This is a genomic window from Flavobacterium sp. N2270 (genome assembly GCF_025947225.1).
Lineage (GTDB): Bacteria > Bacteroidota > Bacteroidia > Flavobacteriales > Flavobacteriaceae > Flavobacterium.
In genome coordinates, this window is record NZ_CP110005.1 from 318,826 (window position 1) to 344,496 (window position 25,671).

General features: G+C 29.4%; 20 protein-coding genes and 1 riboswitch. Of the genes, 4 read left to right on the top strand and 16 right to left on the bottom strand.

Going from position 1 to position 25,671, the window contains the following annotated elements:
- Position 1 precedes the first annotated feature (1 nt).
- The 6 genes from OLM55_RS01635 to OLM55_RS01660 all read right to left on the bottom strand — a co-directional run bounded on the left by OLM55_RS01635 (position 2) and on the right by OLM55_RS01660 (position 7,400).
- Positions 2–2,011 carry a DUF3858 domain-containing protein gene (locus OLM55_RS01635; RefSeq protein ID WP_264559677.1) on the bottom strand — a complete coding sequence of 670 codons (2,010 nt, stop codon included), beginning with the start codon at positions 2,009–2,011 and terminating at the stop codon, positions 2–4.
- Positions 2,012–2,014: 3 nt separating this feature from the next.
- On the bottom strand, positions 2,015–3,904 hold the full coding sequence (locus tag OLM55_RS01640) for a DUF3857 domain-containing protein (protein ID WP_264559678.1): 1,890 nt from the start codon (positions 3,902–3,904) through the stop codon (positions 2,015–2,017).
- 4 nt (positions 3,905–3,908) lie between these two features.
- A complete protein-coding gene (gene dtd, locus OLM55_RS01645) occupies positions 3,909–4,361 on the bottom strand; it encodes a D-aminoacyl-tRNA deacylase (RefSeq protein ID WP_264559679.1) in 453 nt (150 codons plus the stop codon).
- Positions 4,362–4,462: 101 nt separating this feature from the next.
- Positions 4,463–5,443, bottom strand: a complete 981-nt coding sequence (gene rsgA, locus OLM55_RS01650; RefSeq protein WP_264559680.1) for a ribosome small subunit-dependent GTPase A — start codon at positions 5,441–5,443, stop codon at positions 4,463–4,465.
- Between the two features lie 14 nt (positions 5,444–5,457).
- Positions 5,458–6,540 carry a bifunctional 3-deoxy-7-phosphoheptulonate synthase/chorismate mutase type II gene (locus OLM55_RS01655; RefSeq protein WP_264559681.1) on the bottom strand — a complete coding sequence of 361 codons (1,083 nt, stop codon included), beginning with the start codon at positions 6,538–6,540 and terminating at the stop codon, positions 5,458–5,460.
- 35 nt (positions 6,541–6,575) lie between these two features.
- The gene (locus tag OLM55_RS01660) at positions 6,576–7,400 is read right to left on the bottom strand and encodes a prephenate dehydratase (RefSeq protein WP_264559682.1); all 825 of its coding nucleotides are present in this window, start codon (positions 7,398–7,400) and stop codon (positions 6,576–6,578) included.
- A gap of 239 nt (positions 7,401–7,639) precedes the next feature.
- On the opposite strand from OLM55_RS01660, the gene gldA reads away from it, so the two are divergent.
- Positions 7,640–8,539: a gliding motility-associated ABC transporter ATP-binding subunit GldA gene (gene gldA, locus OLM55_RS01665; protein ID WP_264559683.1), complete on the top strand. Its 900-nt coding sequence runs from the start codon at positions 7,640–7,642 to the stop codon at positions 8,537–8,539.
- A 60-nt stretch (positions 8,540–8,599) separates the two neighbouring features.
- Here the strand turns inward: gldA and OLM55_RS01670 are convergent, their stop codons facing one another.
- From OLM55_RS01670 to OLM55_RS01705, 8 genes are all read right to left on the bottom strand, one after another.
- Positions 8,600–8,992 carry a hypothetical protein gene (locus tag OLM55_RS01670; RefSeq protein ID WP_264559684.1) on the bottom strand — a complete coding sequence of 131 codons (393 nt, stop codon included), beginning with the start codon at positions 8,990–8,992 and terminating at the stop codon, positions 8,600–8,602.
- A 210-nt stretch (positions 8,993–9,202) separates the two neighbouring features.
- Entirely contained in the window at positions 9,203–9,637 is a 435-nt protein-coding gene (locus tag OLM55_RS01675; RefSeq protein ID WP_264559685.1) for a tetratricopeptide repeat protein, read from the bottom strand.
- Positions 9,638–9,769: 132 nt separating this feature from the next.
- Positions 9,770–10,726, bottom strand: a complete 957-nt coding sequence (gene metF, locus OLM55_RS01680; protein WP_264559686.1) for a methylenetetrahydrofolate reductase [NAD(P)H] — start codon at positions 10,724–10,726, stop codon at positions 9,770–9,772.
- A gap of 3 nt (positions 10,727–10,729) precedes the next feature.
- Entirely contained in the window at positions 10,730–13,423 is a 2,694-nt protein-coding gene (gene metH, locus OLM55_RS01685; RefSeq protein WP_264559687.1) for a methionine synthase, read from the bottom strand.
- A gap of 120 nt (positions 13,424–13,543) precedes the next feature.
- Positions 13,544–14,533, bottom strand: coding sequence for a homocysteine S-methyltransferase family protein (locus OLM55_RS01690; protein ID WP_264559688.1), 990 nt, complete (start codon positions 14,531–14,533; stop codon positions 13,544–13,546).
- A gap of 94 nt (positions 14,534–14,627) precedes the next feature.
- A riboswitch (SAM riboswitch) is annotated at positions 14,628–14,749 on the bottom strand.
- Between the two features lie 158 nt (positions 14,750–14,907).
- On the bottom strand, positions 14,908–16,008 hold the full coding sequence (locus OLM55_RS01695) for an aspartate kinase (protein ID WP_264559689.1): 1,101 nt from the start codon (positions 16,006–16,008) through the stop codon (positions 14,908–14,910).
- Between the two features lie 12 nt (positions 16,009–16,020).
- The gene (locus OLM55_RS01700) at positions 16,021–16,992 is read right to left on the bottom strand and encodes an alpha/beta fold hydrolase (RefSeq protein WP_264559690.1); all 972 of its coding nucleotides are present in this window, start codon (positions 16,990–16,992) and stop codon (positions 16,021–16,023) included.
- Between the two features lie 68 nt (positions 16,993–17,060).
- Positions 17,061–18,341: an O-acetylhomoserine aminocarboxypropyltransferase/cysteine synthase family protein gene (locus OLM55_RS01705; RefSeq protein WP_264559691.1), complete on the bottom strand. Its 1,281-nt coding sequence runs from the start codon at positions 18,339–18,341 to the stop codon at positions 17,061–17,063.
- A gap of 755 nt (positions 18,342–19,096) precedes the next feature.
- Here OLM55_RS01705 and metK point away from each other — a divergent pair.
- Complete coding sequence (metK, locus tag OLM55_RS01710) at positions 19,097–20,383, top strand: methionine adenosyltransferase (protein ID WP_264559692.1); 1,287 nt, start codon at positions 19,097–19,099, stop codon at positions 20,381–20,383.
- Between the two features lie 84 nt (positions 20,384–20,467).
- Here the strand turns inward: metK and OLM55_RS01715 are convergent, their stop codons facing one another.
- Both OLM55_RS01715 and OLM55_RS01720 read right to left on the bottom strand, forming a co-directional pair.
- Positions 20,468–23,206 carry a TonB-dependent receptor gene (locus tag OLM55_RS01715; RefSeq protein WP_264559693.1) on the bottom strand — a complete coding sequence of 913 codons (2,739 nt, stop codon included), beginning with the start codon at positions 23,204–23,206 and terminating at the stop codon, positions 20,468–20,470.
- 19 nt (positions 23,207–23,225) lie between these two features.
- Positions 23,226–24,113: a GLPGLI family protein gene (locus OLM55_RS01720; protein ID WP_264559694.1), complete on the bottom strand. Its 888-nt coding sequence runs from the start codon at positions 24,111–24,113 to the stop codon at positions 23,226–23,228.
- A 126-nt stretch (positions 24,114–24,239) separates the two neighbouring features.
- Here OLM55_RS01720 and OLM55_RS01725 point away from each other — a divergent pair, with 126 nt between their 5' ends.
- On the top strand, positions 24,240–25,028 hold the full coding sequence (locus OLM55_RS01725) for a hypothetical protein (RefSeq protein WP_264559695.1): 789 nt from the start codon (positions 24,240–24,242) through the stop codon (positions 25,026–25,028).
- The gene (locus OLM55_RS01730; protein ID WP_264559696.1) at positions 25,028–25,642 is read left to right on the top strand and encodes a deoxynucleoside kinase; all 615 of its coding nucleotides are present in this window, start codon (positions 25,028–25,030) and stop codon (positions 25,640–25,642) included. The genes OLM55_RS01725 and OLM55_RS01730 overlap by 1 nt, the downstream gene beginning before the upstream one ends.
- The last annotated feature ends 29 nt before the right edge of the window (positions 25,643–25,671 follow it).

The window sequence follows — 25,671 nt, forward strand, 5'->3', positions numbered from 1 at the left end:
GTTATTTCTTTTTTAAAACAATTTTCTCTGAGTGCTTTTTAATCATTTCTTTATAAAATAATTTTATAGCATTATAATTTTGAGAAGGTATTAATGTGGCATTGATATTAAGACTCGCAATTAGTTGAATATTGTCTAAATTTTGAGAAATATTATATTTAAAGCCTCCATAATTGTTTTCCATTAATAAATTAATAGGTTCTGGCATTGATTCTACTTCGTATCCTTCTGGTATTTTAATAATTATATTATATGTTTCATTAAATGGATAATCAAATTCTACAGGATAAGTTCTTTCTTCTAATTTGAATGGATTTTCTTCAACTTGAAAGAAAAGCATTGGGTTAAAGTACATTCTATCGTCTAATTTATCAACTAAACTTGAGCTTGAAAAAGAAAAAGATTCGGTAATTGGCTTATAAATATCTTGTAAATTCTTAACATCTAAATCTGTTATTTGAACTCCATTATATCTTTTTCCTATTTTTTCTAAACGAGATTCATCTGTAAGTCCTGCGTTATTATCTCTATAAAGCATTGCATTATAATCTGAATAAATTTCTCTTATTTTTCCATTAACAGAACCGTCTTCGCTTAAAGTACACATTAACGTTAATTGGTCATTAGATGGTGATGAATTGGTTAAATTAATTACTTCTGAAGAACCACCCGTTTTAATTATTCTACCTGTCCAGTTTAATGCTCTAATAGGTAATTTATTTGGAATTGAATTTTTAGAAGTTGCATCTAATAAATAATATTGATTGTTAATTTCTACAGCTGCAATAACATAATTAAAAGCTGTTCTTGATGGGAAAAATGCAATTCCGTTAGATTGAGTACTTACTAAAACAGGATCGGCTTTAAAACCTGCATTTCTAAGCATTGAAACTAAAATTAAATTAATTTCTGCAACATTTCCTGTTTTTTCTTTAAAGGCTTTTTTCACCCCTTTATCGCAGTATACACTATGAAAACCATCCCATTTTAGATTTGATTTTACAAACTCGAATATTGAAATAAGCTTTTCATCGCTTGATTTTGAGTTGTCGACTATTGTTTTTAAATCATCTTCAAAATAACTTGTTTTGTTAAGTTCTCCTCCAAAATTTTCATTATCATATATATTTTTCACAACATCTTCCCAAGTTATAGAAAATGATTTAAACATTGCGCCTGGCATATTAGAACCAGCCAACTCATGTTGTACTCCAGCTGCATAATTATTTATGTTAGTAACATAATTTTCGTCTTTAATTGCGGGAGCATTATTTAACACAAACTTTGTTTGTGTTTCTGTATAATTTATATTTTGTGAAGAAAAATCCGTCAAAAGAACACCTCCAGTTATTTTTCTCTCATTGTCTCTAAAAGTAATAGTTTTCTCTTTTTTACTTACTTCTTCTTTAGGAAATAAGCTTCCTTTTCTGTAAGCATTATAGATGTAATATTCTGGAATTTTGGTTGTAAACTCTGAATAATTAACTGGGATTGCTTTTTGAAAATACCAATCGGGTAATGAGCTAATAAAAGGCGATTTAATAATATATTTATATTCTACAATAGAGCCTTCTTTTACGTTTGGCATTACTATTTTTTGTTTTGTCCAATATTTATTGGTTTCTTCTTTAAACTCACCTTCTCTTCTAAGTTTTGTTTTTTCAATAGAACCATTTACTAAATTATAGGTAACTGCATTTGAAAAATCGACAAATTCTTTTTCATTTGCACCTGTATAAATTGAAACTTCTTTATTTGCCCAGCTTAAACCTTCTTTTGTGTAAATTTTAATTTTCACTTCAACCTCTGTAATAACCATAAAACCAGAAGTTGAAGAATATTCTACAGATGATTTTCCTATATTAAATAAAAAGGCCGCTTCTGCCGTAGGGTCTATAGGATGTGCTTTTTCTTCTAATTCTGCTTTTGTTACTTCTCCAAGTTCATATTTTTGAGCATTTATAAATTGTAATCCTGCAATTAATAAAAATAAAATTAGTTTGTTTTTCATTTGTTAGTTTGTTAAAATGACGATTTTTAGGTTTTCGGTTTTAGCAATAGTTTCTCTAAATTTTCTATAAGAATTATACTTTTCACTTGTATAAAATCCTTTTTTAAGCAATAGTTTTCTTCTTAAAACTAATGAATTGTTTTCTTTTCTATTAATTTGAACTTCATATTTTCCAAATTCACTTTCAATAGTTATATTTTTAGGAATTGATTCTAATGAAGAATTAGCTGGATAATTAAACACAACTTCGTCATCTAGAAAATATCCACGGTCAATTTCAAAAGGGTTATTTCTTTCTTCATAATTATAGGGAATATAAGAAATAGGATTGATAACATTAATTGGAATTATATATCTATTTCCACTTTTTTGAACAAATTCAGTTGCAGAAAATTTTAAATTTTCAGTAAACTCTAAACTTTTTCTATTATTAACAACTTCAATTTGATCAAAATTTTTGTTATTAATTTTATCTAAATATGAATTATAAAATTTATTTAATTCTGCTTTACTTTTAAGTTCTAAATTAAGTTTGCTGTCGTAAATAATTCCTTTTGACAAAATAGACACATTACAGTTAATTTTACCTTCTTCTAAAAAGTTAATTATTGTTTCTGTTTTTTGGGAGTTTTTTTCATTATTGTAAGAACTTGTTTTTACAATTTTAGATGCTTCAGGAGAAATTATTAATACTTTTCTATCGTCAGTAAAATCTCCTTGAAAACCAAAAGGTTGGGTTTGACTTGTGCATTCTAACCAAACATTTGTATTGTTATTTGGTATTCCTAAAATAGCATGATCTCCTTGCATAGAAACAAAATCTTCTTGCAAGTCCATTTTATTACTACCCGAATAAACAATTGTATAATAAGAATCAATATTAAAAGCTTTAAGCAATGATCTTGTGTAATTTGTAAGTGCTTTACAATCTCCATAGCCTAAACGATCTACATCTCTAGCCAACATAGGTTTCCAACCACCAACACCTAACTGAATACTTACATAACGCGTTTTATCTTGGACATACTTATAGATAATTTCTGCAATTTTTAAATTATCTTTTTCTTCACCAATTAGATTTTTTAGCTTTAAAATTGTTTCTGGCTCAATTACATCGGTGTTTTTTAACATTTCTTGGTTTACCCAATCTCCAAAAACTTGCCAATTTGTAGCATAACCTTTTATACCTTCATAACTAAATTCATCAAGACCGAAAAGTACATATGGAACCATTTTTTTTAATGAAGGAGCTAGTTCTTCTTTTTTAAATGGCTTATAGTTTTCTATTTCATAATACAATTCATTTTGCTTAAATTCCTTTTTTACTTGATTAGTGAAATTAACTTCTTTATACTTAAATTTAATGTTTTCGCTATACTTCAAATGAACTGAAGACTTCAAAGTATGTACAAAATAATCATCTGTGGCTTGCCAAGAAGGAATATATGAAGTATTAGAAGTAACTCTTTCACTTTCAAATAAAATAGTAAATGGATATTGTATTGGCGTATAGTTTAAATAAAGAACTCTGTTGTCTGAAATAAAACCATCGCCAACTGCGCTTTCAACAAAATCCTTCTTTTTGATTTTTTTTATTTCCTTTCCAAATAAATTAAAAATAGTAACTTCAATTTTCTTAATATTATTTGATTTACTAAAATATTCAACAGCATCAACATTTCTTAATCCTTGTTCATTTAAAACCGTTATAACTCTTCTTTTTTTAATTGTCATTTTATCAATAGACTCAATTTCAATATCGGTAAAATCTTCTTGGATTATTGCATTAGCATTTTTCTTTAAACTATCTGGAAAAACAGCTTTATATTCAGTTTGTGAAAAAATATAATTAGAACAAGAGAATACGATAAATATTAGAATTATTTTTTTCATTTATTTACTCTTTATTTTTTGAATCAATTATGATAGTAACAGGCCCATCGTTAACAAGTGATACTTTCATATCTGCGCCAAATTGACCTGTTTGTACTTTTTTACCTAATTCTAATTCCATTTGTCTTACAAAAGTTTCATATAACGGAATTGCAACATCAGGCTTAGCGGCTTTAATATAGCTAGGTCGATTTCCTTTTTTTGTGGCAGCATGTAATGTAAATTGAGAAACAATTATTATTTCGCCATTTATATCTTTTAAAGAAAGATTCATTACTTCATTTTCATCTTCAAAAATGCGAAGGTTCACTATTTTAGATGTTAACCATTCTATATCCTCTTTAGAGTCAGCATCTTCAATTCCAAGTAAAACCAAAAGGCCAAGACCAATTTTAGAAATGAATTCATTTTTAACATTTACAGATGCAGAAGAAACCCTTTGAATTACTACCTTCATTTCTAACTTTATCAATTTACTTATTAGATTGTAAAAATATATTTTTCAACAGTATAAAAAATGTGGTTTTCCTCATTTTTTAAAAAAACTTTAGTATGGAACTATTTTCTCGTTTCATCACTTGCTTTTCGTTCATCACCATAAATATCGTTTCTATAATGTTCGTCATCACCTTCTAAAATTTGGATATAACTTTTATAACGAGACCATGCAATTTCATCTTTTTCTAAAGCATCTTTAACTGCACATTTTGGTTCATCTTTATGTAAACAATTATTGAATTTACATTGTTCTTTTAAGGCAAAAAATTCGGGAAAATAATCACCAATTTCTTGTTTATCCATATCTACAACTCCAAAACCTCTAATTCCTGGTGTATCGATAATTTTAGCACTTCCAAAAGACAAATCATACATTTCTGCAAATGTTGTAGTATGTTGTCCTTGTGAATGAGAGTCGGAAATTTTCTTGGTTTTTAAATTTAAACCGGGTTCTAATGCATTTACTAAAGTAGACTTTCCAACTCCAGAATGACCAGAGAACATTGATGTTTTATTAGTCATTAAAGCTTTAAGTTCGTCGATTCCTTTGTTTTCTAATGCAGAAACACGTAAACATTTATAACCTATTTGAGAATAAATATATTGCAAATACATTTGTTCGTCTGAAGTATCTTCACTGAAAGTATCAATTTTATTAAAAATCAAAACCGCTTCAATTCCATAAGCTTCGGCAGTAACCAAAAAACGGTCAATAAAGCTTGTTGTTGTAGGTGGATTATTAATGGTTACTAATAAGAAAACAATATCAATATTAGAAGCAATAATATGTGTTTGCTTTGAAAGGTTTACGGATTTTCTTACAATATAATTTTTTCGGTCGTGAATTGCATGAATCAAACCATTTTCAACATCAGATGTAGTGTCTAATTCAAAATCTACCTCATCTCCAACAGCAATAGGATTTGTACTTTTAATTCCTTGTAACCTAAATTTACCTTTAATTCTACATTCATAAAAAGTACCACTTTCTGCTTTTACAGTATACCAACTTCCAGTAGATTTATATACAATTCCTTTCATTCAACAAATATATATTATTTATTCACAATTTTTTCCTGGTGATTGATACTTTCTTGGTGAATAGCTTTGAATAATTTCAATACAAATTCTTCACTCAATCCTTTATTTTCACCTTCCAAAATCATTTTTCCTAAAATTTCATTCCATCTTTTATTTTGTAAAATAGCTACGTTTTTTTCTTTTTTCAACAAGCCAATTTCATCAGCAATTTTCATTCTATTGCCAGTGATTTCAAGAATTTTATCATCATACACATCAATTTGCGCTCTAAATTTCGCAAGTTTAATATTATAATCATCTGCTTCGTCTGTTTCTTTACGCACTTTTAAATCTACAAACATTTGTTTTAAAGTATTTGGTGTTACTTGTTGCGCCGCATCACTCCATGCATTATCTGGATCGATATGAGTTTCAATAATTAATCCGTCGTAATTTAAATCTAAGGCTTGCTGACAAACTTCATGAATCATATCTCGCTTCCCTGTAATATGTGATGGATCGCAAATTAAAGGCACATCTGGAAAACGGTTTTGAAAATCAATTGCAACTTGCCATTCTGGGTTATTACGGTATTTTGTTTTCTCATAAGTAGAAAAACCTCTGTGAATAACGCCCAATTTCTTAATATTTGCATTGTACAAACGTTCTAAACCTCCAATCCATAAAGACAAATCTGGATTTACTGGATTTTTCAACAAAACGATTTTGTCTGTATTTTTTAAAGCATCAGCAATTTCTTGCACTGCAAATGGGTTTGCCGCAGTACGAGCGCCAATCCATAAAACATCAATATCGTGCTCTAATGCCAATTGAACATGAGCTGCTGTTGCGACTTCGGTAGACATTAACAAACCTGTTTCTTCTTTTGCTTTTTGCAACCATTTTAGTCCTATTGCCCCAACTCCTTCAAAACCACCTGGCCTTGTTCGTGGTTTCCAAATACCAGCTCTAAAAATGGATACATCTGAATTTTTTAATTCATTTGCAATATTTAAAACTTGTTCTTCTGTTTCTGCACTACATGGTCCAGCAATTACTAGTGGATGATCTAATTTAAAATCATCTAACCATGTTCTCATTTGTTTATTATTCTCCATAACATTATTGATATTGTAAAATTATAACTTATTTATTAATTAGCACTTTGGTATTCTCCTAAAACTTTAAAATGCTTGGTCATTAATTCTAAAATTTTGATTGCTTTTTCAAAATGTTTGTGTTTTTCAAAAACAACATCTACAAAAAAAGCATAGGTAAAAGGCGTTTCAATAACGGGTAAAGATTGTATTTTTGTTAAATTCAATTTACTATTATTCAAAACATTCAAAACTGTGGCTAATGCTCCTGGATTATCTTCTAATTCAAATTTTATAGAAGCCTTATTAATTAACTCTTTTGGAATTTCTTGATTTGAATTTTTCAGAATCACAAATCGAGTTTTATTACTTTTAACAGTGTGTACACTTTTGGCAATAATCTCCAAATTATACGTTTTTGCAGCAACTGAACTAGCTAATGCGCCCATATTTTTAATTAAACCTTCTTCTATTCGTTTAGCAGTAATTGCAGTATCTGAACTTTCAACCAATTTTATATGTGGATACTGACTGAAAAAATCAGCGCATTGCAATAGCGCAATTGGATGCGAATGAACTTCAGTAATATCTTCTATTTTTTGATTTGGAAAAACCATTAAATTCATATCTATGTCCAAGTAAAATTCGCCTATTATATGTAATTCGTTTTTATCGATTAATGAGTAATTTGGTAAAATAGCTCCAGCTATAGAATTTTCAATTGCCATTACTGCTTTATCCGATTGGTTCGTTTTCAAACTCGTAACTACTTCTCTAAAAGAAGAGCATTCATGCAATTGCACATTTTTATCAAAATATTGATGTGCCACTTGATGATGAAACGAGCCTTGTATTCCTTGTATTGCTATTTTTAAATTCATAATTTTTATTTCATTTTTGAGCAAAAAAAAATCCCGATTTGCATCGGGATTGTATAGTTTTATATTAAATACGATTTTTCAATCAATTAACACCACAACAATCCCTTCCTCCTTTCCAGAAGAAATAATATGAATTGTTATAAAATTTAGAATTGTTCAAAATCTTTTTTGTTTATTGAGGGTACAAATGTACTAAGTTTTTTCTTTTTTAATTACTTTTACAACTTAATTTTATAAATATGTCGATAGAAGTTGTAAATATTTCCAAAAGTTACGGAGAACAAAAAGCATTAGATAATGTAAGTTTTTCAATTTCAAAAGGAGAGATTGTTGGTTTTTTAGGCCCAAATGGAGCTGGAAAATCTACATTAATGAAAATTTTAACGACATACATTTCTGCAGATGAAGGCAATGCATTAGTAAACAACAACGATGTTATTGAAAATGCAAAAGCAGTTCAAAAAGCAGTTGGTTATTTACCTGAACACAATCCTTTATATTTAGACTTATACATTAGAGAATATTTAGCTTTTAATGCTGATGTTTATAAAACCCCAAAAGCAAGAATTGAAGAAGTAATTACTCTAACAGGGTTAACTCCGGAAAGCAATAAAAAAATAGGCGAGTTATCTAAAGGATATCGCCAAAGAGTTGGACTTGCATGTGCGCTTTTACATGATCCTGAAGTTTTAATTTTAGATGAACCTACAACTGGTTTAGACCCAAATCAATTAGTTGAAATAAGAGAATTGATAAAAAGCATTGGAAAAAACAAAACTGTTTTTCTTTCTACTCACATCATGCAAGAAGTTGAAGCTATTTGTGACAGAATTATTATTATTAATAATGGTAAAATTGTAACCGATAAAAAATTAAATCAAATATCTGAAAGCACAGAACAAACAATTGTTGTTGAATTTGATTTAAAAATTGAAGAACAGTTTATTCAAAAATTACCAAACCTAACTTCTTATAAAAATACACACGATATGATTTGGGAACTTACTTTTAAAAGTAACCAAGATATGCGTTCTGTAGTTTTTGATTTCGCTCAAGAAAATGGGTTAAAAACGCTACAACTAAGCTCTAAAGACAAAAACGTTGAAGCTGTATTTAGAGAAATGACTGCAAAAAAATAAATCCATTATATCATAGTGATATAATGGATTTATTTGCTGCAACTTTATTTATTTTAATTTTTACTCTAAAGTTGCTAAATATTTATTTTGCATCTTTTCTAAATCATAATAAAGAATCGACAAAGCATATTTTGATAGCTCAGGATCTATAACTTGATTGTAAACAAACACATTTTCAGTTAATCCGTAATCAGTAATTGCTTCTTTTATATATTTAACTGCCTGATTTTTATCATTTTTATAAAAATAACAATTAGCTATTTCTATATAAACATTTTTTAAATCTTCTGCATTTGCTGATTTAATATATTTCTTATACTCCTTTATTGCCAAATCATAATTCTTCTCAACACTAGCAGCTCTTGCATGATCAAGTATTAAGGAGTCGTTTTCATTTGCATAATTAAATTGCGCAACGAAAATAAAAACTAAAGTTAGGATAATTTTTTTCATAGGGCATAAGTATTAAATGGTTCAACATTATAAACTTACCACTTTTTTTAAAGAAAAAAAAATAAAATCCTTATTTAAAAATCATCATTACAATGTTTTTAAATACCATTTTAACACAAAATCTAAATATAATTGACCAATAAGGTGTTTTTAGTAAAAAATATTTAATTTGATTCAATTATTTTTTAATATGTTAACATATTCGTAAAATTATTTTTTTACTAAATAATCGTCATATATTAAAAAAGCATCAATGTCTTTTAATTTTGAAATATACTTTTGACGCAAACTATTATAATTTTTTATATTATCAACTAAAAAATAATTTGTAGTACAACATGTAAAGTCATTAGAAATAATATCCATTTTTGTTACCCCAAACTTTATAATTGCTTCTTCAATTACACGAATAGCCATTTTTTTATTACCTATTTGAAAATAACAATCAGATACTTCAAAATAAAGTTCAGCCAATTGTTTTTCTTCTTCAGTTAGCTTTATAGCTTTAATATAAAATTTAATCGCATCTTTAAACTCATTATTTGTTTTTAATTCTCTTGCTTTATTTTTAAAATCATCTGTCTCATTAGCAAACGAAAAACTAATTGTAAATAACAGAACTAAAATGAATGATAAACTTTTCATATTTATATTTTTAATAGTTAGTTCGTTAAAAGTAATTTTTTCGCTAACTAAAAAACAAAGTATCTGATAAACAGCAATATAAATCGTTAATTTGTAAAAAAGACATGTATATCCTTAATTAAAAATAACACTTTAAAATATTTTTTTCGCAATAGCTTTTATATTTTCAGCCTTTCCCATGGAATAATAATGCAAACATGGAGTTCCAGCTTCAATTAATTCTTTACTTTGCTGCAGACACCATTCGATTCCGATTTGTTTTACAGCTTCATTGTCTTTTGCTTTTACAACTGCCATGATTAAATCGTCTGGTAAATCTACTTTAAATCTGTGTGGAATTAAATTTAATTGTTTCTTAGTAGCAATAGGCTTCAATCCTGGAATAATTGGCACAGTGATTCCTGATTTTCTGCATTTTTTAACAAATTCAAAGAACTTTTTATTGTCAAAAAACATTTGAGTTACAATATAATCTGCACCATTTTTAATTTTTTGCTTTAAGAAATGAATATCACTGTCCATACTTGGTGCTTCCATGTGTTTTTCTGGATAACCTGCAATTCCAATACAAAAGTTAGTACAACAGGAGTTTTGCAAATCTTCATCTAAATAAATTCCGTTATTTAAATTTGAAATTTGTTTTACTAAATCTGAAGCATATTCATTTCCTTCTTTTTCAGGTTTGAAATACGTTTCATTTTTTAAAGCATCACCACGAAGAGCAACCACATTATCAATTCCAAGAAAATCTAAATCAATTAAAAGGTTTTCTGTATCTTCTTTAGTAAAACCACCACACAAAACATGAGGAATGGCATCTACATCGTATTTATTCTGAATTCCAGCACAAATTCCAACCGTTCCAGGTCGTTTTTTTACAATTTTCTTTTGCAATAAACCACTTGGCAATTCCTTGAACTCGTATTCTTCACGATGATACGTTACATCGATAAAAGGTGGTTTGAATTCCATTAAAGGATCAATACTGTCAAAAATAGATTGGATATTTTGTCCTTTTAAAGGTGGTAATATTTCGAAGGAGAACAAAGGTTTTCCGTTGGCTTTTTCTATATGTTGGGTTACTTTCATTTCTTAATCTGCTATATTTGGTGCGAGCCATTTTGTGGCAACTTCTGTTGAAATTCCTCTTCGTTTGGTATAATCGATTACTTGATCTTCTTTAATTTTTCCTAGTCCGAAATACTTACTTTGTGGATTTGCAAAATAATATCCCGAAACCGATGAAGCTGGCCACATGGCCATACTTTCCGTTAAGGTTACTCCGATTTCTTCTGCTACATTTAATAATTTCCAAATGGTTGGTTTTTCTAAATGGTCTGGACAAGCCGGATAACCTGGTGCTGGACGAATTCCCTTATATTCTTCTTTGATTAATTGGAGATTATTTAAATTTTCATCGGATGCATACCCCCAAATTTCTTTTCTAACTTTTAGATGTAAATATTCTGCAAAAGCTTCGGCTAATCTATCAGCTAATGCTTTTACCATGATTGAATTGTAATCGTCTAAATCTTTTTCGTATGCTGCCGCTTTTTCTTCTACTCCAAATCCGGTTGTAACACAAAAACATCCTATATAATCTTGAATTCCTGAATCTTTCGGTGCTATAAAATCTGCTAAAGCAATGTTTGGTGCTCCTGCTGTTTTTTGAGATTGTTGACGCAAAGTCAAAAGTCGAAAGTCAAAAGTCGAAAGTTCTATGTCGTCGTCGTTTATTTGATTGGCTGGAAAAATTCCGAGAATTCCTTTGGCTGTAAACCATTTTTCTGCAACGATTTTATCTAACATGAATAAAGCATCATTATATAAATTGGTTGCATCAGTTCCGACAACTTCATCAACTAATATTTTTGGAAACTTTCCAAACAACTGCCATGACTGAAAAAATGGTGTCCAATCGATAAACGGGATTAATTCTGAAAGCTCAACATCAAAAGTTTTTGTTCCGATAAAATTGGGTTTAGTTGGATTATAATTTTTCCAATCTAATTGCAATTTATTTTTTCGTGCTTGTTCAATAGTTAAATAATTTTTATCACGACTTCTATTCAAATATCCTTCACGAAGATTATCATATTCATCACGGATTGCTTTTACGTAATTTTCTTTGGTTTCTTTTTGCAATAAGTAACTGGCAACTGTTACAGCTCTTGATGCATCATTCACATGAACTACAGTTTCTTTATATTCTGGTGCAATTTTTACAGCTGTGTGAGCACGAGAAGTTGTTGCACCACCAATCATAATTGGAATTTTGATGTTTAGTTTATCCATTTCTTTGGCTAAATAAACCATTTCGTCTAATGATGGTGTGATTAATCCACTTAGTCCAATTATATCTACATTTTCACGAACAGCAGCTTGAATTATTTTTTCAGGTGGAACCATAACTCCTAAATCAATGATTTCGAAATTATTACACCCTAAAACTACAGCAACAATGTTTTTTCCAATATCGTGAACATCACCTTTTACGGTTGCCATTAAAACTTTTCCTGCACTTGAAGATTTTCCTGTTTTTTCAGCTTCTATAAATGGTAATAAGTAAGCAACAGCTTTCTTCATTACACGAGCTGATTTTACAACTTGTGGTAAAAACATTTTTCCGCTTCCAAATAAATCTCCAACGACATTCATTCCTGCCATTAGGTTTACTTCTATAACTTCTATGGCTTTTGCTGAATTCGCACGTGCTTCTTCTGTATCAATTTCAATGAATTCATCAATTCCTTTTACTAACGAATGAGTTAATCGTTCTTGAATGGAACCACTTCTCCATTGCTTACGCCTGTTCGCTTCACTCGAGTCTGCAATAGCTTTTTCATTTACTTTATAATCTCCTTTGTAACTCTCGGCTAAATCTAACAATCGTTCAGTGGCATCTTCTCTCCTATTTAACAAAACATCTTCTACGTGTTCTAATAAATTCTTATCAATTTCATCATAAATTTCTAACATTTCAGGATTCACAATTCCCATGGTCATTCCGTTTTGAATGGCATGATATAGAAAAGCAGAATGCATCGCTTCACGCACTTTGTCATTTCCTCTGAAAGAGAATGAAACGTTACTTATACCACCAGAAACATTTGCATAAGGCAAATTTTCACGTATCCATTTTGTGGCTCTGAAAAAATCTAGTGCGTTTAATTTATGTTCATCCATTCCAGTAGCAACTGGAAAAATATTAGGATCGAAAATAATATCTTCGGCTGGAAAACCAACTTTATCTACTAAAATATCATAACTTCTTTTACAAATCTCGATTCTTCTCTCGTAATTATCGGCTTGACCATTTTCATCAAAAGCCATTACAATTACGGCAGCTCCATATTTTTTTATCAATTTGGCATGATGAATAAACGTTTCTTCTCCTTCTTTTAAAGAAATAGAATTCACCACACTTTTCCCTTGAACTACTTTTAACCCAGCTTCAATAATTTCCCATTTAGAGCTATCAATCATTATTGGAACGCGAGCAATATCTGGTTCGGCTGCAATAAGATTTAGGAATTTTGTCATCGCATAAACTCCGTCTAACATTCCTTCATCCATATTTACATCGATGATTTGTGCTCCTCCTTCTACTTGTGCTCTTGCAATTTCCAAAGCTTCCTCATACTTTTCTTCTTTAATTAATCGAAGAAATTTACGCGAGCCTGTAACATTAGTACGTTCTCCAACATTTACAAAATTGGTTTCTGGAGTAATGATTAAAGGTTCTAATCCTGATAATTGAAGGTATTTATTGGTTTTATAGCTCATCGTTTATTCTCTTGTAATGCTTGTTGACTTCTTTATAAAACAATTTAAAATCTGTTTTATAATTTTGCCATTTATTTTGTAATCCTTTTTTTGTGTTTATTATTTTATTTTTCATTGTAATCAGACTTCTACGGTTATTCCTCTAGGTTTAAATTCATTTGCGACTTCGGCAATTCGTTTGATGTGTTCTGGAGTTGTACCACAACAACCACCAATAATATTTACTAAATTATCTTGTAAATATTCCCGAATTAAAGCCTGCATTTCTTCTGGAGTTTGATCGTATTGTCCGAAAGCATTCGGCAAACCAGCATTTGGATGAGCTGAAATATTTAATTGTGTATTATGTGCTAAACGTTTTAAATAAGGCTTTAATTGATCTGCACCTAAAGCGCAATTAAATCCGATACTTAATAATGGAATGTGTGAAATTGAAATCAAGAAAGCTTCAACCGTTTGACCAGATAATGTTCTTCCAGAAGCATCTGTAATTGTTCCTGAAACCATAACTGGAATATCGATATTTCTTTCTTCTTTGACTTCTTCGATAGCAAAAAGTGCTGCTTTTGCATTTAAGGTGTCAAAAATGGTTTCAACTAATAAAACATCACAACCACCATCAATTAAAGCTTCAACTTGTTGTTTGTACGCAACTCTTAAATCATCAAAAGTCACAGCTCTAAAGCCTGGATCATTTACATCTGGAGACATTGATGCTGTTCTGTTTGTTGGTCCAATTGAACCTGCAACAAATCTTGGTCTATCTGTAAATTCATCTGCAACTTCTCTTGCAATTTTAGCTGATTCATAATTTAATTCATAAACTATGTCTTCTAAATGATAATCAGCCATTCCGATAGTTGTCCCAGAAAATGTATTGGTTTCAACAATATCAGCACCTGCTTGATAATACAAACGGTGGACTTGCTTTACAGCTTCGGGTTGTGTTATGGAAAGTAAATCGTTGTTTCCTTTTAAAGGATGTGGAAAGTCTTTGAAACGTGTGCCGCGAAAATCTTCTTCTGAAAAATTATTGCGTTGTAACATCGTTCCCATTGCTCCATCTAGGACTAGGATTCTTTCTTTTATAGCTTCTTGTATTTTTGACATATTTTTTATTTAACCGCAAAGTTCGCAAGGTTTTTGCAAAGTTCGCAATGCTTAATTAGTAATATGTTATCAAGAAATTGGAGAGGATTTCGTTGGGTTATCTTTTTCTAAATACCGAAACAAGTTCAGCATAAAGAATAGAATGTAGCACCTTCTACAAGAATAGGGTTGCTAAGCTTTCATTGAGTCTAATCTCTCCAGCTTTCGTGATAACAATCATTATATTTATGAACAAGGCAAAGATATAACTAAAATTCAACTTATGAAATATTTTCTAAATTAACCTTTTTAATAATTAAAATTTAGATAAAAATTCTATTTAATTGATTGAAATTAGATTATTATAAACCAAAAATAGCAGAAGCAAGATTCTTTTAGTTCAAAATAAATTCTTTACTTTTTATTTTTTCAGCAATTTTTAATACATCATTCAAAACACCTCTTGCTGTTACTTCTTTTCCTGCACCTGCTCCTTGAATGACGATTGGAATTTCACCATAAGATTTAGTGTAAATTTCAATTAAATTATCTGCACCTTTTAATTGTCCTAAAGCTGAACTTTCAGGAACAGAGACTAATTTTACTTCTAACTTTTTTGATTTTACATCAAATTCACCAACATAACGAAGTACATGATTTTTGGCTTGGGCTTTTTTAGCTACTTCAAAAGGTTTATCAAAGAATGATTTATTGATAGCGTAATCTCCTTTTGAATGTTTCTCATTTAAATTAGGCAATAATAATGATGAAATTTGAATATCAGAAAATTCAAAATCATATCCTATTTCTCTGGCTAAAACCAATAATTTTCTTGCTACATCATTTCCAGATAAGTCTTCTCTTGAATCTGGTTCTGTGTAGCCGTTCTTTTCTGCTTCCGCTAAAACTTTGGAAAAAGAGATTTCTTCTGCTGAAAATCTATTAAAAATATAACTTAATGAACCTGAAAAAACCCCTCTAATTTTAGTTATTTCTTCACCCGAAAAATATAAATCACTTACCGTTTGAACCACAGGCAAACCTGCACCAACATTAGTTTCATATAAAAATGTTTTATCAAAAATAGTTAGATTTTCCCTTAACTCTTTATAAAAATCAAAGGCTAAAGTATTGGCTTTTTTATTGGCCGCAACGATGTGAAATCCGTTTTGGACTAAAGGAATATAGTTTTTAATAATTTCTAAACTTGCCGTAGCATCAACAGCGATTAAATTTTCCAATTGTTGTTCTTGAACATATTCAATAATGTCTTCTACTTTGAAAGGAATTGCAGATTGTTCAAAATTAGCTTCCCATTCATTTGTTAAACCCTCTTTTTCAAAAAAAGCTACAGTTGAATTGGTAATAATTGGAAACCTCAACTCTATATTTCGTTTTTCAAGAAAGAATTTCTGACTTTCTAAAACTTGTTTAACTAAAGTACTTCCGACATTTCCAATTCCGAAAAGCACCACATTTATTTTTATTTTTGACATATTATATTTTTTTTATTTGTTAAAAATTGGATTCAGAATAGCATTTAACTGTTCAAATTCTATTAAAAAAGCATCATGGCCATGAATGGATTGGATTTGACTATAGAATACATTTTGTTTGTGCTTTTTTAAATTTGTAAAGCACGTTCTGATTTCATTTGCTGTAAAAAAATAGTCTGTATCAACTGAGACTAAATGAATATTGGATTGAATTTTTTTAGCAAATTCCTCTAATGTATTTTCTTTTAGAACATCAGTTGTCTTAAGTAAATGATTCATTAATTTATAACTGGAAAGTTGGAATCTACTTTGCAGTTTTTCACCATGATGTAATAACCAACTTTCGACTTTAAAAAATGTTTTGTCTGTCTCGCTTTGAAGGCTATTGCCAAATTTACTCTGTAACGAATCTGGTGTTCTATACAACAACATGGCATGAATACGAGCATCGTGAATTGGGTTTTTTGAATTATTCAAAATCAAATCCTGAATCAACACATTACCAATTAACCAATCGGAAGCTTTCCAACCTGTAGCAATAGGAATTAAGTTTTCAACTTTATTAGGTTCTAATTTTGTCATTTCCCAAGCTATTGCTCCGCCAAGACTTCCTCCAATTAGCGCATAAACAGTATCAACTTTCAAATAAAAAAGGCCTTTCCAGAAAAATTTTGCAACATCAGTAATTGAATAATCTTTATAATTTTCAATTAAATTATCATCATTTCCATCAAAACCATTTCCAGGAATATTGAAGGCAATGACAGTATAAGCATTAGTGTCAATTGTTTTATTTTCACCAATTAGTTCATTCCACCAACCTTTTTTTCCTGTAACATTTGAATTTCCTGTCAGTGCATGATTCACTACAACCACTGGAGCAGTTCCAATTGGCTGTCCAAATACTTGGTAGAACAGCGAAATCTTTTTTTGAAGCTTTCCGTTTTCTAAGGTAAAATCTACAATATCTATTTTTTCTAACATTTTACTTATTTATGAAATTTGTTTTATAAAAATTAAAACCCTCTTTTCAACAAGATTCAATCTGGTTTTTAAATAGAAAAAGTATCAAAAACTGCTTTTAAATCGGCTTTTAAGTCTTCAATATCCTCTAAACCAACAGACAAACGAATTAAATCTTTTGTGACACCTGTTGATTCTTGTTCAGCATTTGATAATTGTTGATGCGTTGTACTTGCTGGATGAATGATAAGTGATTTTGTATCTCCAATATTTGCTAATAATGAAAATATTTTAGTTTCATCGGCTACTTTTTTAGCAGCTTCAAATCCACCTTTTAGTCCAAAAGTCACTACTCCACTTTTTCCTTCAGGTAGATATTTATCAGCAAGAGTTTTATATTTTGAAGATTCTAAACCAGGATAATTTACCCAAACTACTTCTTCTTGATCTTCTAACCATTGTGCCAAAGCCAAAGCATTTTCTGAATGTTTTTTGATTCGGATTTCTAAAGTTTCTAATCCTTGAATCGTTTGAAAAGCGTTAAACGGACTTAATGCTGCTCCAAAATCCCTTAAACCTTCAATTCTAACTTTCGCAATGAATGATGCTGCTCCAAGAACTTCATAATATTTTAATCCGTGATAACCCGCAGATGGTTCTGTAAATTCCGGAAAATTTCCGTTACTCCAATCAAAATTTCCAGCATCTATAATTACACCTCCAAGAGAAGTTCCGTTTCCTGTAATATATTTGGTAAGCGAATGAATTACAATATCTGCACCATGTTCGATAGGATTTAATAAATAAGGAGTAGCAACTGTGTTATCAACAATAAAAGGAACTTTGCTAGTTTTAGCTTCTTTTGAAATTGCTTTTAAATCTAGTACATCTAATTTTGGATTCCCTAAACTTTCTGCAAAGAATGCCCTTGTATTTTCTTGTGTTGCATTTTTAAAATTTTCTGGATTAGATGGATCCACAAAAGTGGTTGTGATTCCCAGTCTTGGTAAAGTGACTTTTAATAAATTATAAGTTCCTCCATATAAACTGCTTGAAGCTACAATATGGTCTCCCGCTTTTAATAGTACTAACAAAGTTGTTGCAATTGCAGCTGTTCCAGAAGCGGTTACTACTGCTCCAATTCCTCCTTCTAATTTAGCTAATCGTTGTTCTAGAATGTCATTTGTTGGATTGTTTAATCTTGTGTAAATAAATCCTGATTCTGTTAAACCAAACAAATTAGCTGCATGATCTGAATTGTTAAATACATAAGAAGAAGTTTGATAAATTGGAACCGCTCTTGTTCCTGCGTTCTTTGTTACGTCGTGCCCTGCGTGTAATGCATTTGTTGCAAATTTTTGTGTACTCATGATAATTGATTTTAGATATTTAATATTAGATTTTTGTGCATAAAAAAGCCCCTTTAGTTAATTACCAAAGGGACTTTATAATAGAAATAGCTTCTTTTTATGTTGTTCGTTTATGGTAATAGCTTGGTGTTGCGCACATGCACATCATACAACACATCATATTATTATTTTTTGTTACCACGTTCATTTTTTAATTATTGTTGTTATTGAAAAGATTCTGAAATACTGATATAAAATCAGCACAAGCAAATTCAGAATAAAAAAAACCTCTACTATTAGCAGAGGTTTCATTTGAATATATTTTAAGAATTTAAAATTATGCAATAGAAATACTCTGCGGAAATTTCCACATCATACAACACATATTACACATTGTTAATTTCATTATTATAACTTTATTTTTATTATGAAGCAAAATTAGATTAATTTTCTGTGAAATAAAAATTAATAGTTGTATTTTCTATTTTTTATCACTAAAGCAATAAATTTTGGTTTTATTTTCCTAAAATATTGCTTATAGCCGAAAAACAAACCAACAAATAGAAAGTTTGGTAAAAAAATCACATAAAAATAAAAAAAAGAATATGTACTTGAAATTCAATTTGATTTTATAAATTTGCAAAAGAAATAAAGAGGAAAAATTTGACTGATTGCAACCTCGTAAAAAAAATGCTAAAGCAGAAATAAATCCCTCCTTTAGTCTTTCGCGCAATCTTTTTTCTTCATAACTATTAATTTAAAAACAAATTTATATTATGGCTTATTTATTTACGTCAGAATCTGTGAGTGAAGGACATCCTGATAAAGTTGCAGATCAAATTAGCGATGCGTTAATTGATAATTTTTTAGCATTTGATCCTGAATCTAAAGTTGCTTGTGAAACACTAGTAACAACTGGACAGGTTATTTTAGCTGGTGAAGTAAAATCTACTACTTACCTTGATGTTCAACAAATTGCTAGAGAAGTAATTCGTAAAATTGGCTACACTAAAAGCGCATACATGTTTGAAGCTGATTCATGTGGAGTACTTTCTGCTATACATGAGCAATCTGCAGACATCAACCAAGGTGTTGACAAAGCAAATAAAGAAGAGCAAGGTGCAGGAGACCAAGGAATGATGTTTGGCTATGCAACTGATGAAACAGAAAACTACATGCCTTTGGCTTTAGATTTATCTCATGCTTTATTAAAAGAATTAGCAAATTTAAGACGAGAAAACGATACAATTACTTATTTGCGTCCGGATGCTAAATCTCAAGTTACATTAGAATATTCTGACAACAACGAACCTATTAGAATTGATGCTATTGTGATCTCTACACAACATGATGATTTTGTTAAACCAAAGTCTAATTCTAGAGCAGATAAAGATGCAGCAAATGATGAAATGTTAGTTAAAATTAAAAACGATTTAGTTTCAATTTTGATTCCAAGAATAAAAGCTCAATATCCTCAATATGCTCATTTATTTAATGACGACATTACTTATCATATTAATCCAACTGGTGTTTTTGTAATTGGTGGCCCTCATGGAGACACTGGCTTAACAGGCAGAAAAATCATAGTTGATACTTATGGAGGAAAAGGAGCACATGGTGGCGGTGCTTTTTCTGGAAAAGACCCAAGTAAAGTAGACCGCTCTGCGGCTTATGCTACTCGTCACATTGCAAAAAACTTAGTTGCTGCAGGATTATGTAAAGAAGCTTTAGTACAAGTTTCTTATGCAATTGGTGTGGCTCAGCCAACTTCTATTAACGTTAATACTTATGGAACTTGTGAGTTAAATTTAACAGATGGTGAGATAAGTAAAATTGTTGAAGGTATTTTTGATATGCGCCCATACTTTATAGAGCAACGTTTAAAATTAAGAAACCCAATTTATAGTGAAACTGCCGCTTATGGTCATATGGGAAGAACTCCAGAAACAGTTACTAAAACTTTTAGTCTTCCTAATGGTGAACCAAAAACAGTTACGGTTGAATTGTTTACATGGGAAAAACTAGACTTTGTTGACAAAGTTAAAACTGCCTTTGGATTATAATTTTAGATCTCGAAATAAATTAAAAACAAAAACCTGATTCATGAATTTGAATCAGGTTTTTTTTTATTTTTATGTAATTACTGACTATAAATTATACTTAAAACTCAATATAACATATCGCGGTTGAACAACATAGCTAGAAAAAGTACTTGAACCTCCTAATTGGCTAAAACTATTATCATTAAGAGACCTAGTATCTAACAAATTAGTTGCTGCCAACTTGTATTCCCACTTACTATCTTTCTTTTGGTAAATTAATGAAGCATTTAAGAAATCATATTCTGTTTCAACTGTTTTTGATTTATTTCTATTGTGATAAAAATTATAATCAGACGTAAAAGAAAAAGAATCTAAGAAATAATATTCTAATGTAATTGCCGGACTATCTATATAATATACATCGCTAAAATTATCATTGATAGTTAAGCCATAAGATAATCCAAGATTTGGTAATGTTTTAAAATTAGTTGAAAACTTAACATTATAATTTTGCGTAAACGATTCAGTAGCCTGAATCTCTGTTGGATTATTATTTGGATCTGAATCCATATCTGGATATACTCGAATATTATTAAATTTACTCCAATTAATGTTTACACCAACCGAAGCTTTATAATATTTAGAAAACGATCGCCCATAATTAAAATTTCCGCTAAAAGTTTCATCAGCAAAACTTGAATTCATATTAACCGCAGACGAAACTTGATTTACTCCTGTAAACAAAACTCTGTTTTTTATTCCTTCTACTTGTTTTGTATAGGTCAAGTTAGCGAAAATATTTTCAAAATTAAACATATTGTATTTAAAATATCTTAAACTATGAACATGAGAAATTGAATTTTCTAAGTTTCTATTTCCACTAAACAAACTATTATAATTTGAAAAAACATAACCTTCAGCTAATTTATTAACATCGGTAAATGAATTACTCATTTTATAGTTATACGTTAGTGTTTCTGATTTTTTTATTTGGAATAGCGCGTAAAAATCAGGTAATAATCGTGTGAAACTATTTTTATTAATTGAATTTAATTGTGTGTCTTTAGTATTAAATTGATGAACACTGAAACCTGGATTAAACGTAAATTTACCAGTGATAAATTTATAATGTAGTCCTAAAAAAACATCATTAAATGCATATTTCACGTCATTATTATACTCGTCTTCATTTAAATCATTAGTAGTTCCATTGTCTAAAACTTGGAAAATATGTGAATTAAAATTTTGATATGAATAAGTGTTACCTACTGTAAAATTAATATTACTTTTTGGCGTAAGCATATAGTAATAATCAAACTTAACATCTGTTTTATTAGTCTTTACAAAACGATCTTGGTTTACGTCATTTCTAGTTTCTCCTGTTTGATAACTCGTTCCTAAATCAAAAGGCTGAATTGCTAAATTTGCATTATAAAAAGGATCTTCATCTTGATACAAATGTTGCATTTCTACTGCAAAAACATTTTTAGTATTTAATGTGTAATAATAATTTAAATTTTGATTAACAGAAAATGGATTTTGTTTTTTTTCAGTATAAATATCTGACAATAAAGAAGAATACAATCCTTGACTTTCTTTTTGATCAGACAATTTAATTAAAGCGTCATAATCTAAATGCAATTTATCAGAAGGCACATAACTTGAACTTAGTTTCAACAAAGCTTGTTGACTTTTTTGTAATGTATTTTCAGTTCTTGTTTCTGTTATATCTTGAGTAGAACCATCAGGCAAATTATCTGTTCTTTCTGTTACAGAATTAGTCTCAATATTGGTTCTATTGTTCAAAAATATTCCAAAACCACTAATTGTCCATGATTTTGTTGGATTATAACTAAAGTTAGCCGCACCAAATTTAGTATCAATACTAGCTGCTTGGTTATTTCTTAATCCTAAAATACCCAAATCGTTTGAAGTTACATTGAATGAAGAACCGCCTTTGCTCATCATATTCTTAAACCCACCCGTAAATTTAAAATAATCTCTCGCAGTTAAAGGTAATTCACCAATATTATTAATATTTCCAATTACATTAATACTGTATTTTGGACTGTAATAGAACAATTTTGGATTAACTAAATAACCATCAGCAACATCGTCTCTAAATCCACCTCCAGCAGTTATATCTCCAAACCAAAAATTCTTTTTCCCTTCTTTTAACTTAATGTTTAAGGCAATACTTTCTTCATTATTTTCAAGTCCTTTTAAGTTTGATACTTCATTATAATTTCTTAAAACTTGTATTTTATCTAAAGCGTTTGCCGGAATATTTTTGGTTGCAATTTTAGTATCTCCATCGAAAAAATCTTTACCTTCGACCATTACTTTTTGCACTTTTTTACCTTCAATTTCAATCTCACCATCGGCATTAACTTCTACACCAGGTAATTTTTTTAAAACATCTTCTAATTTACGTTCAGTTCCATTAGTAAATGAATCAGAGTTATAAATAATTGTATCGCCAGATATAGTAACCGGCATTTCATAAACAACCTCAACATCATTTAACTGAACACCTTCACTCATTATAATGTTATAATTCATATTTGTTTCAGCCGTTTTCAAAACCGCATCAAAAGAATCGTAACCTATATAACTTGCCTTTATATCGTAAGAAGCATTTGCACTTAAGTTAAGGAAATACCTTCCTTTTTCATTAGTAATAGCATAAGCATCCATTGCTTTGGTTTCTTTATTAATAGCCATTACATTAGCCATTTCTAAACCCAAGCCAGTACTGTCTTTTACAAAACCTTCAACACGAATATTTTGCGAAATGGCATTTAAAGAAAACACCATTACAATAATAAATATTATTTTTTTCATTGTTTAATAACTCAAAATATTAATGAAATCTACCTCCACCACCTGGACCTCTTTTACCACCGTACATCTCTTTCATTTCTTCCATTTTCTTTTTAACAATTTCATCGTATTCTGCTTGAGTAACTTGTTTACCTTTAGTTGCTGGTTTAATTTCAACTTTATCTTTTGTATTCATTACAATTTTAGAACATAAAATACTAGTTTTACCGTCGTTAACTTCTAAAATTAAACCTGGTAAACCCCAATAATTTTCTGGACCTTGATTTACAGGAATTTCAGGAGAATACCATGCAGTAATAATAATTTCTTCTGGTTTTTCCCATTGATCCATTAAATTAGTCTTAGAATTTGAAGAATCTTTTTTTGTTTCACCTTCCTTTTTTTCATCATCTTTTCCTCTAAAACGAAAATTTCTAAAATCTGAATCACTTGAAGGACGAACTGCCGTAGCTTTAAAACAATTATATTGACCAATTTTTTTTGATTCTCCTTCAAGCTTCCATGCAAGTTTAGGCAAAGAATCACTTATCAAAAACTCTTTTCCAAAAAACTCTTTATCAATAATTACTTTTTCAGTTTTAACATTTTTGTAATGTGTTCCGCCACCGCCCATCATAGAAGACATCATTCTTCCACCACCTTGCTGACCTGGAGCTTCTAGCTTCTCTTCTTCTTTATAGATTGAAGCTGATTTATCGAAGTTTAAAACAAATGTCTTTTCAAACATTTTTTTCATTCTTTCTTCCATGTTTTTTTGCATTTCTGGAGTTATTTCTCTGTTTCCTCCCATGCCTTTCATAAAATCAGCAGTGCTTGTTTTAGATTCATAAACGGCCATACCTTGAAAATCTTGAGCGTTTAAAAACCCAGAAAACAATATTAATGATGCGATAAGTACTTTTTTCATTATGCTTTGTTTGTTTAATTATACTAATTAAGACTATTAACTCTTAAATTTGTTACAACATTTGACAATAAATGTTATTTTTAGACATTAAAAAATCGAAAAGGTTTAATTAGTTAATTATAAACAATGAAAAATATTTTTAAGTATTTATTTTTTTTAGCATCATTTAGCTTGTTTTCACAAACAAATTATACTTGCAACAAATTAGATTCTTTATTTTTAAGGAATGTAGATAAATACATTGGTAAAGATAATTTCAAAAATTACTACTATACAATAAACAATCAATTATTTAAGCAAAGAAACAACAAGACGTATAACTATAAAAATTTAGCACTTGGCGAAATACACGAAGTTGACATAGAAAATCCTTTACAAATTTTATTACTCTATAAAAATTTCAATACTGTTATTTTACTAGACAATCAATTAAATGAAGTGCAAAAAATAGACTTTAACACAATTGACCCATTTTTAAACATAACTTCTATTGGATTTGGAGGTCAAAACAAACTTTGGTTTTTTGATAGCAATTCTCAAAAAATTGGTCTTTATGATTTAATTACTTCATCAGTTAAATTTTTATCGACTCCTTTTAAAGGAAGTATTTCAAAAAAAATGGCTACTTATAATTTATTTTATTTTTTAAATAATAATAATGAATATCAATCGATTTCCATTTTTGGAAAAATAGAAACCTTAGGGCAATTACCAACAAACGAAGAATTTTGTTTTTTTGACGAAAAAAAAATTATTTTTGTAAATAAAGGTTTATTCTACATTTATGATTTTAATTATAAAACAATTTATAAATTAGATATTAGTGAAAAATCATTCCTAAAATTCTTCTTTAAAGATGGAATTTTATCTATTTTTACCCAGAATAAAATTATTAACTACCAAATAAATTTTTAATGCATATTGCAATAGCTGGAAATATTGGTGCTGGAAAAACAACCTTAACAAAGTTACTGGCAAAACATTTTAAATGGGATGCTCATTTTGAAGATGTTGTAGACAATCCTTATTTAGATGACTTTTATCATCAAATGGAAAGATGGAGTTTTAACCTTCAAATATACTTCTTAAACAGTCGTTTTAGACAAGTTAGAGAAATAAAAGAAACTGGTAGAACAACTATTCAAGACAGAACCATTTATGAAGATGCTTATATTTTTGCACCTAACTTACATGCAATGGGGTTAATGACAAATAGAGATTATAATAACTATAAATCTTTATTTGACTTAATGGAAGACCTTGTGGGTTCACCAGATTTACTAATTTACTTGAGAAGCTCTATACCTAACTTAGTAGATCAGATTCATAAAAGAGGTAGAGATTACGAAAACACCATTTCAATTGAATATTTAAGTAGATTAAATGAACGCTACGAAGCTTGGGTACAAACCTATGACAAGGGAAAACTTTTAATTATAGACGTTGACAACATTAATTTTGTTGACAACCCAGAAGATTTAGGAAATATTATTAATAGAATTGACGCTGAAATAAACGGTTTATTCTAAAATAATTTTATCCGTTTTTATAATGCCAC